This is a genomic window from Rhodococcus sp. YH3-3, from assembly GCF_001653035.1.
In the GTDB taxonomy this organism is placed as follows: domain Bacteria; phylum Actinomycetota; class Actinomycetes; order Mycobacteriales; family Mycobacteriaceae; genus Rhodococcus_F; species Rhodococcus_F qingshengii.
On sequence record NZ_BCWH01000007.1, the window covers coordinates 48328 to 55825 of the forward strand.

Below are 7498 nucleotides of genomic sequence, written 5' to 3' on the forward strand. Positions count from 1 at the left end.
TCGGTCCGCAGGTAGACGTCGAGGTCTCCCGACGATGGAGGTTCCTACGCCATCCATCCGAAAGACCTCGACGTGACCGACGCTACCCCGCCGGCCGGCTTCGGCCGCCCTGACCTGACCGCCTTCGCGTCTCATCCCAATCGACCCTGATCGAGTCTGCTGACCCCCTCGACGAGAACGCAGCGACATCACAGCCACCCAACCCCGACCGTCCGGGAAGCCGGGACACGTCACATGGCCTGTGCTGCGGGCGTGTCGAGTGGGTCGTCCAGGGGCGACGCAGGAGCGTCGACGCGACGTGCTGAGAGGTGGTTCCAGTCGAGCACTAGGACACCGGCTACAGGCATGGCGATAGGTCAGGAACGGCGTCGCTCCCTACGCAGGAGGGAGCGCAGAGTCTCGGCGTTCGCGTAGCCGACCCGTAGCGCGATCTCGGCGGAGGTGAGGTCCGTGGTTGCTGAGAGGTGCCGAGCTCGTTCGATGCGAAGCCGTTGGACGAAGCCGAGCGGAGTGAGGTTGAGCGCCGCACGGACTCGTCGTTCGAGGGTGCGCCGGCTGGTGCCGAGCGACTGCGCGACGAAGGCGACGTTGAACGGTTCGTCCAGGCGGGCGCGCACGAAGCGTTCGAACTCGACGACGATCGGGTCCTCGTGCCGGAGATGTTCGTAGGCGACGAAGGCCGCCTGCGACGGACGCTCGTCGATGATGAGGAGCTTGGCGACATGTTGGGCCAGGTCGGGGCTGATCGATCGCACGAGTGAGAGCGCGAGGTCGATGTGGGCGAACGCGGCGCCGGCGGTGACGAGGTTCCCGTCGACCACGACCATGGTGTCGAGATCGAGGGCGACGGTCGGATAGCGCTTCAGGAACTCCGGCCCCAGGAACCAGCTGGTCGTCGCCCGCCGATGATGCATCCGTCCGGTCTCGGCGACAGCGAACACGCCGGTGCACGCCGCGGCGATCCGGGTGGTCGCGTCGTCGAGGCGCCCGAGCGAGGCGATGACCGAACGAGCATCTCGGCTCTGGAGGGCGTCGTTGGTAGCGGCGGCCGTGAGGGTTCCAAGCGCAGGGACGACGACCACGTCGAACTCTGCGGACTCCGACAGCGGGTGGTCCACCGACAGGGTCATCGATGCCGTCGTGGTCACTCTCCGTTTCGGTCCGAGTATGGCGAGTTCGATCGGGTCGATCCGCGGGTCGACATCGCCGCGGGCTCCGTCGGCCACCCGCACGATGTCGATGACCGACGCGACAGCCGAACCGAAGCAGCCGTCGATCGCGATCAGTCCGATACGCATGGCGCAAACAATAGCAATACTGCCGTATACGCCACTTCTCACATGCCCTTGCTCGTCATACGCTGAACTCGCTTCAAACCAAGAAACCTCGACACCTAGGAGAACCCCTCATGTCCACACCCGCATCACTTCCGTATGCCTTCGTCGCCAAGATCGTCGCGGCCGATGGACAGCACGACGCGCTCGCCGATCTGCTCGCCGGCGCTGTCGCGCTCGCCAACGAAGAAGTAGGAACGATTGTCTGGTTCGCGGTCAGGACCCACGCCGACACCTTCTGGATCTTCGATGCATTCCCCGACGAGGCCGCTCGCGACGCCCACGCCAACGGCGCCATCGTCGCAGCCCTGATGGCCAACCAGCACCTCCTCGGCGCAGCACCCGAGATCCTGGCGGCCGACGTCCTCGCGTCCAAGCTCCCGTAGTCCGCCAACGCACGAGACGATCGCGCCCCGCCGAGCCGTCGCCAGGTCGCGACGCAACGCCACGCTGCGTTGCCGAGCAGTACGAGGCCTATCGGCACACGGACAGGATGCCGGCCGCGAGCGCTCAGCCGGCGAGGGGTCCGTCGCAGAGGAGAGCGACGTCGGTGTCGGGCAGAGCCGTGAGGCCAGCGCATCGCGCGACCACCAGAACCGAACAGCCCCTGCCCTGCGTTTCCGCAGGTCAGGGGCTGTTCGCCGGAGCCGCCTAACACTGCAGCTCGAACCCGACAGCGCCAAGGTCGATCTCATCCTTTCGCGTATCGCTCACAAGCATGCGTCGTTGGGAATCACCCCCGATCAGTACGCGATCGTTCACGAACACCTCTTCGCCGCGATCGTCGAAATACTCGGAGATGCAGTCACTCCCGAAGTCGCCGCAGCCTGGGACGAAGTCTACTGGCTGATGGCGGAAACCCTCATCACGATTGAACGAGGCCTCTACCAACTCGCCGGCGTCGACGCCGGCGACGTGTGGCGCACGGTCAGGATCAGCGAGCGCGTCCTGCAATCCGCCGACACTGTCTCGCTGACTCTCGCCTCGCTCGACGGCAGCGTTCTCCCCACCTTCGCGCCCGGACAGTACCTTTCGGTCGGAGTTACGCTGCCCGACGGCGCTCGCCAGATACGTCAATACAGCCTCTGTTCCGTGCCGAGCAGCGCCGACTGGCGAATCAGCGTGAAGAGAATTTCGGGCACGCCCGACGGCGAAGTGTCGAACTTCCTCTACAACAACGTGTTCGAAGGTTCCGAGCTGTCGGTAACCACACCGTTCGGCGATCTGATGATGCCTGACGACGACTCACCACTGCTACTCGCGTCGGCCGGAATCGGTTGCACACCGATGATCGGCATGCTCAACCATCTTGCGGACACCGGTGCACAGCGTTCCGTCTCCGTCATTCATGCTGATCGATCCATCGCAGATCATGCTCACCGAGCAGAACTCAGCACACTCGTCGAGAAGATTCCCGCCGCAACCTTGCACCGCTGGTACGAGGATCCCGGCACGCACGTACCGTTCGGATCTGTTCACGAAGGACGGGCCGATCTGCGCGATATCACTGTCGAACCGGATACCCAGGCGTTCCTCTGTGGGCCGATGCCGTTCATGTTGGCGATGCGCGCATCGTTGCTCCAACGGGATGTTCCGGCGCAGAATATCCACTACGAGGTCTTCGGACCGGACAGCTGGGCCAATACCTGAGCGGACCCGACATGACGGAAGAGCAACCTGTGGAAACTCTTTCGCGATGGTCCGACTCGGGAGCGACGTGGCGGGTTCTACGGCGCACCCCCACATCGATCACGGTGTCACTACGACGCTGCGACGACGGCGAGGAAGTAGAGCGTCTGACATCGTCCGATCCCGATCTCCTCGCGTGGATCGGTGACCGCTCCAGCAGCGAGGACAGGCCGGACGAACGCACCGCTCCGGACGGCACGTTATCCGTGGAATCGTGGTGCGATCAGCTCTCGGGGTAACTGTTCTGGGTCCGGGTAAGCGACGATGACACGGATACCGTCCGGGTCGCAGCCGTCGACGAAGGTTACTCCGCCGACAACCTGGGTGAAAGTGGAGGCGTCATATGCGCGTAGACGCTCACTGATCCGCGTAAGTTCCTCTTCTGTATCGGCGGACCACATGACGTAGTGGACGCCGATACTGCTGATGTTGCGCAGGGATGCGCCCTTTTGCACATACATGTAGATCTGAAAATCATCCGGCGTCAGAAGAAGCACCGCATCGCGTTCACGCAAGGCGACACGGCAGGAAAACACGTCGCAGTAATAACTCACCGACCGATCCAGGTTGGCTACTTGCATCACCGACGAGGCAACTTTGGCGGCAGCACACATTTTTCTCTCCCACTCCCGAACAAGCCAGAGGTCTTCAGAGTACCGTCACACTCGGTGCATTGGCTTTTTCTGTGACTCAAAGTCCGCATGCACCAGAATTCGCCGCTGACGTTGATGATCGTTCGCCAACTCTCCCGCTCCGAGGTGCAGCGTTTCCTCACCGGGCTCCAATAGGGCGTCCAATCCAACCTGCCGGATCAAACTCCGATAAGTAGATAAACTACCTTCGATTCGGCCCGTTGGTTCGGGCATCGAGATAGCGCGCCCAGTCGCGGCGAGCGTAGTCGGCCCACCGACTGACGGAATGGATATGCAACCCGAGCAGGTCGGCGACGACCGGTGCTGGTAGGTCTTCGGTGAGAGTACGGAGAGCGGAGTTGCGGCTGATCGGGTCTGTCCAGAAAACGGTGTAATTGATTGGTTTCTAACTACTTTCGTCCGGCAGACAGCCGTCCGTCGAACGTTATCTCGAAGGCATTCAGTGCTGCCTTCCATCGGTTGGACCAGCGCCTGCGGGCGGTGCCTTTGGGATCGAGGCTCATGATGGCCAGATACACGCATTTCAAGGCCGCGGCCTCGGTCGGGCGATGAGCGCCCGGTGCGCGGTCGACCACGCCACCTGGTACTCGCTAGCGACCTCGCTGACGGCGCGGTTGCCCGACGCGATCGCCGAACCGATCTTCTCTCGTAGCCGGGTCGTGAGCCGCGACCGTGCCGGCACAGCGCGGGACTGCTGCGTGAATGTCGCTGTCCCACAGGCCGGTTCGCGGCACACCAAGCGCCGTTTGAGCCACCAAAGATCGGTTCTTTGGCCGGAGGCAGGCAAGTCCTTGACTCGAACCAGTGGCCGCTCCTTGATCCTTGAGGTGAGCACCCCGCACTCGGGGCAGGCGCCCTCCGGGTCGATGACCTCGATGACGACACGCACCGTGTCGGCATCGATTCGTTCGAGCTGCAGGACGGTGAACTCGTCCTCCAGCCCGAGCAGCACTGACGTACCCTCGTTCATGCTCGTGGCCTCGCTGTTGTCGCGTTGTGAGAGACCAACAGCATGTCGGGGCCACGAGCCCCATCAACTACCGGGCACCCCGCTCAAGCGCGAAGAGCCGCCAACACATGTGAGGAGTTACTCGTGAGGCCTATCGCCAGTTTCAGCGCCATGTTCGTGTGGGCCATCCTGCTCATCGCCGTCGTCGGCATCGCCGTGAGCCTGACCCAAGGGGCGTGGGCTCCCACCGTCGCCTGGGCGATCGTGGCAAGCGCGGCCGCGGCTGGTCTGATACGTCTGCGACACCGGCAGATCGGTAGCACCCGTACATTGAGAGCTGTTCCCGCGCGGCGAATACATCGCGCCAAGCACGACAAGAACGATCACATCTGACACATCCCACCGACTCCGACGGCTCCCCTCCGCGGCCCAGATCGTCCCGCCGGCATTCGTAAGCGCCCAGGGGGACGGGCCTTGGGGCCTTGCGTCTGACGAATCCCCGGAATGGTTATCGAGTACAGCTCAGCGTGTTGAAAGCTGGCCTGTTGAAGTCAGTACTGCTGTATTCAGTACTGCGCGTTCGTCATTCACCACCGACTCCGCGGTCCGTGGGAAATCGGTAGACCCGAATTCCGCCCTCGCGATCGGTGTATTGAATGCTCCAGAGCGTGCGATCGACCTGCCCCAATTCGATACTCCGAACGGCTTCCTCCAAGGTCGGGTACTCCGCTGTGCGCTGCGCAGCACCGTCGTAGAGAAAAGTGAAATGCATTCGGTCCTCGTCCTTTCTTCCCAGTCAGGTCAGGCTGCGACCGCGACCGGCCCACCTGCCCCAACTCGATACTCCGGACAGCTTCCTCCAAGGTCGGGTACTCAGCAGTGCGCTGCGCAGCACCGTCGTAGAGAAAAGTGAAATGCATTCGATCCTCGTCCTTTCTTCCCAGTCAGGTCAGGCTGCGACCGCGACCGGCCGGGGCGCAAAGGAAGACGAGGCTCGCAGTTTCGCGAGACTTTGGGCGAGGAGCCGAGAGACGTGCATCTGCGACACTCCGATCTTCTCCGCGATTTCCGCCTGAGTCAGTTCCCCGAAGAACCGGTAAATCACGATGATGCGCTCACGCTCGGGCAGAGCGAGGAGCGCCGGCCGCAGCGTTTCCTGATTGTCGATGCCGTCGAGGGCAGCATCGAACTCCCCCAACGCATCTGCGATCGATCGACCGTCACCGACAGCGGCTGCATCGAGGGACGCTGCATGATAGGAATCGCCGGCAGCAACGATCTCCGCGACCTCCGCGGGCTCGACTCCGAGCTCTTTCGCCAGCTCCGGCACCGTCGGCTCACGCCCGAGATCCTGCGTGAGCGCGGTGCGTGCTTTGTTGAGCGCAAGACAGTTTTCCTGCAACGAGCGCGGAACCCGCACATCCCATCCACGATCCCGGAAATGCTTACGCACCTCCCCCATCATCGTGGGAATCGCGAAGGCGAGAAAGTCTTTGCCCTTGGCCAGATCGAAACGGTTCACCGCACTGACCAGACCGACGCTGGCCGCTTGGACGAGATCGTCGAGCGCTTGTCCGCGGCCGCGATACCGCAAGGCGATATGGCGAGTCAGCGGTAGACATAGCTCGATGATCTGCGTGCGCAGACGCTCGCAGCGTGCGTCGTCTCCCGGCAGAGAAGCCAACTCTTCCAGCAAGCCCGCGACCTGTGCGTATTCGGCGTCCTTCATGTGCCGGCTCACGCGATCACCCACTTCTGCCGGGTGGTCGTTGCTCGTGCGTATCGTGCTGCGGGCATCGTCTTCTCCTTCACAGTCGCGCTCACGGGTTGATCGCCTGCAGGACTACGCGGAATGAGGCCGCCGCGACCAGGGCGAACGCCACTCCGGTCAGCGGGCCGGCAAGGACGGATCCGACTGCGCCCAAGATTCCGGCGATCACGATCACCAGGACGAGATCGAGCGTCACCCGCCGCCACCAACCTGGGGAGGCGACAGTGGTCGTGATCGGCGATCGCCGATGCGCAGAGGTCCGCCCGACGTCATATGAGGAGGTCATGGCAGTTGTCATTCACACTCCCGGGCTCCACGTGCTCACACACAGCTGTCTGATCCGATGTCGTAAATCTATACCAACCAAATGCAGATAAGCGACAATTAGAGCGGCAGAGAAAACAGGAATCGAGGGCGCCGTGAGCAATCTCCCCTTGGGCCCACCTGCACATTCAGGCGTGTTTCCGTTCTTACCGGGCGGGTACGTTCTGGCCGTGACTAAGTTCGGTTGCGCGAAAATCTGTAGGACTGACCATAAGATTTGCAGCATCGGCCGGCGAAGGGATAGTGATGAGCCGTGTTAAAGTCCAGTGATATCCGGTTGGGCTGAGGGAGCAGTGCTGTGGCAGTGACAGATGCAGCGCACGTCCACGCTGCCCACGACCGCCGCGGGGTGTACGGGATTTCCGTGATGTCAGAACTGTCCGGCGTCGGCCCGCAAACCTTGAGACTCTACGAGCGCCGCGGACTGCTCACCCCAGCCCGCACGGGCGGGGGAACCCGCCGCTACAGCGAAGCAGACCTGGCCACGTTGACACGTATCAGCGCGTTGATCGCCGACGGCATCAACCTGACCGCGATCGGTGTCATCCTCGACCTGGAAAACCGGAACGCGATCCTGGCCGAACAGATCGCTCAGCTCAGTCAGATGCCCGCAGAGGAGTCGCCGTCCGAGCGCGTCCCGGAAGCCGGGTACCCCTCGTCGGCGTGAGCGATGGCGCCGAAATCCGCATCGGCAGCGATCACATGCCCCTCCGATTCGAGCTGGTCGATCGCCGCATCGAACGCGTCGATAAGCCACGGCTTCTGCGCCTGCGCGAGC

At 62.9% G+C, this 7498-nt stretch carries 10 protein-coding genes and 1 pseudogene; 5 read left to right on the forward strand and 6 right to left on the reverse strand.

Annotation, left to right across the window (positions count from 1 at the left end; translation table 11 throughout):
- Positions 1-356 precede the first annotated feature (356 nt).
- A complete protein-coding gene (locus YH3_RS33790; RefSeq protein ID WP_003941078.1) occupies positions 357-1298 on the reverse strand; it encodes a GlxA family transcriptional regulator in 942 nt (313 codons plus the stop codon).
- Between the two features lie 110 nt (positions 1299-1408).
- Here YH3_RS33790 and YH3_RS33795 point away from each other — a divergent pair, with 110 nt between their 5' ends.
- The 3 genes and pseudogenes from YH3_RS33795 to YH3_RS35350 all read left to right on the forward strand — a co-directional run bounded on the left by YH3_RS33795 (position 1409) and on the right by YH3_RS35350 (position 3262).
- Entirely contained in the window at positions 1409-1720 is a 312-nt protein-coding gene (locus YH3_RS33795) for a putative quinol monooxygenase (protein ID WP_003941073.1), read from the forward strand.
- A 268-nt stretch (positions 1721-1988) separates the two neighbouring features.
- Positions 1989-2984, forward strand: a pseudogene (locus YH3_RS33800) (globin domain-containing protein); the annotation flags it as partial.
- An 11-nt stretch (positions 2985-2995) separates the two neighbouring features.
- The gene (locus YH3_RS35350; RefSeq protein ID WP_371594684.1) at positions 2996-3262 is read left to right on the forward strand and encodes a hypothetical protein; all 267 of its coding nucleotides are present in this window, start codon (positions 2996-2998) and stop codon (positions 3260-3262) included.
- Here the strand turns inward: YH3_RS35350 and YH3_RS33805 are convergent.
- A complete protein-coding gene (locus tag YH3_RS33805) occupies positions 3224-3637 on the reverse strand; it encodes a VOC family protein (RefSeq protein WP_064445068.1) in 414 nt (137 codons plus the stop codon). The genes YH3_RS35350 and YH3_RS33805 overlap by 39 nt on opposite strands.
- Before the next feature lie 562 nt (positions 3638-4199).
- Complete coding sequence (locus YH3_RS33810) at positions 4200-4646, reverse strand: transposase family protein (protein ID WP_064445069.1); 447 nt, start codon at positions 4644-4646, stop codon at positions 4200-4202.
- Positions 4647-4769: 123 nt separating this feature from the next.
- Between YH3_RS33810 and YH3_RS33815 the strand changes: the two genes are divergently transcribed.
- Entirely contained in the window at positions 4770-5018 is a 249-nt protein-coding gene (locus YH3_RS33815; protein WP_003943394.1) for a hypothetical protein, read from the forward strand.
- Between the two features lie 190 nt (positions 5019-5208).
- Here YH3_RS33815 and YH3_RS33820 read toward each other — a convergent pair whose 3' ends face one another.
- The 3 genes from YH3_RS33820 to YH3_RS35815 form a co-directional block, all read right to left on the reverse strand.
- Entirely contained in the window at positions 5209-5397 is a 189-nt protein-coding gene (locus YH3_RS33820; protein ID WP_042926415.1) for a hypothetical protein, read from the reverse strand.
- Positions 5398-5574: 177 nt separating this feature from the next.
- On the reverse strand, positions 5575-6354 hold the full coding sequence (locus YH3_RS33825; RefSeq protein ID WP_003943395.1) for a SigB/SigF/SigG family RNA polymerase sigma factor: 780 nt from the start codon (positions 6352-6354) through the stop codon (positions 5575-5577).
- Between the two features lie 91 nt (positions 6355-6445).
- Positions 6446-6694 (reverse strand): hypothetical protein, encoded by a 249-nt coding sequence (locus tag YH3_RS35815; protein WP_154100409.1) that lies wholly within the window; start codon positions 6692-6694, stop codon positions 6446-6448.
- Between the two features lie 330 nt (positions 6695-7024).
- Between YH3_RS35815 and YH3_RS33830 the strand changes: the two genes are divergently transcribed.
- On the forward strand, positions 7025-7387 hold the full coding sequence (locus YH3_RS33830; protein ID WP_371595650.1) for a MerR family transcriptional regulator: 363 nt from the start codon (positions 7025-7027) through the stop codon (positions 7385-7387).
- The last annotated feature ends 111 nt before the right edge of the window (positions 7388-7498 follow it).

Bases quoted from the DNA above. Each gene is read 5' to 3' on its own strand.
- YH3_RS33790 (WP_003941078.1), bottom strand. From the start codon at position 1,298: ATGCGTATCGGACTGATCGCGATCGACGGCTGCTTCGGTTCGGCTGTC.
- YH3_RS33795 (WP_003941073.1), top strand. From the start codon at position 1,409: ATGTCCACACCCGCATCACTTCCGTATGCCTTCGTCGCCAAGATCGTC.
- YH3_RS35350 (WP_371594684.1), top strand. From the start codon at position 2,996: ATGACGGAAGAGCAACCTGTGGAAACTCTTTCGCGATGGTCCGACTCG.
- YH3_RS33805 (WP_064445068.1), bottom strand. From the start codon at position 3,637: ATGTGTGCTGCCGCCAAAGTTGCCTCGTCGGTGATGCAAGTAGCCAAC.
- YH3_RS33810 (WP_064445069.1), bottom strand. From the start codon at position 4,646: ATGAACGAGGGTACGTCAGTGCTGCTCGGGCTGGAGGACGAGTTCACC.
- YH3_RS33820 (WP_042926415.1), bottom strand. From the start codon at position 5,397: ATGCATTTCACTTTTCTCTACGACGGTGCTGCGCAGCGCACAGCGGAG.
- YH3_RS33825 (WP_003943395.1), bottom strand. From the start codon at position 6,354: ATGAAGGACGCCGAATACGCACAGGTCGCGGGCTTGCTGGAAGAGTTG.
- YH3_RS35815 (WP_154100409.1), bottom strand. From the start codon at position 6,694: ATGACAACTGCCATGACCTCCTCATATGACGTCGGGCGGACCTCTGCG.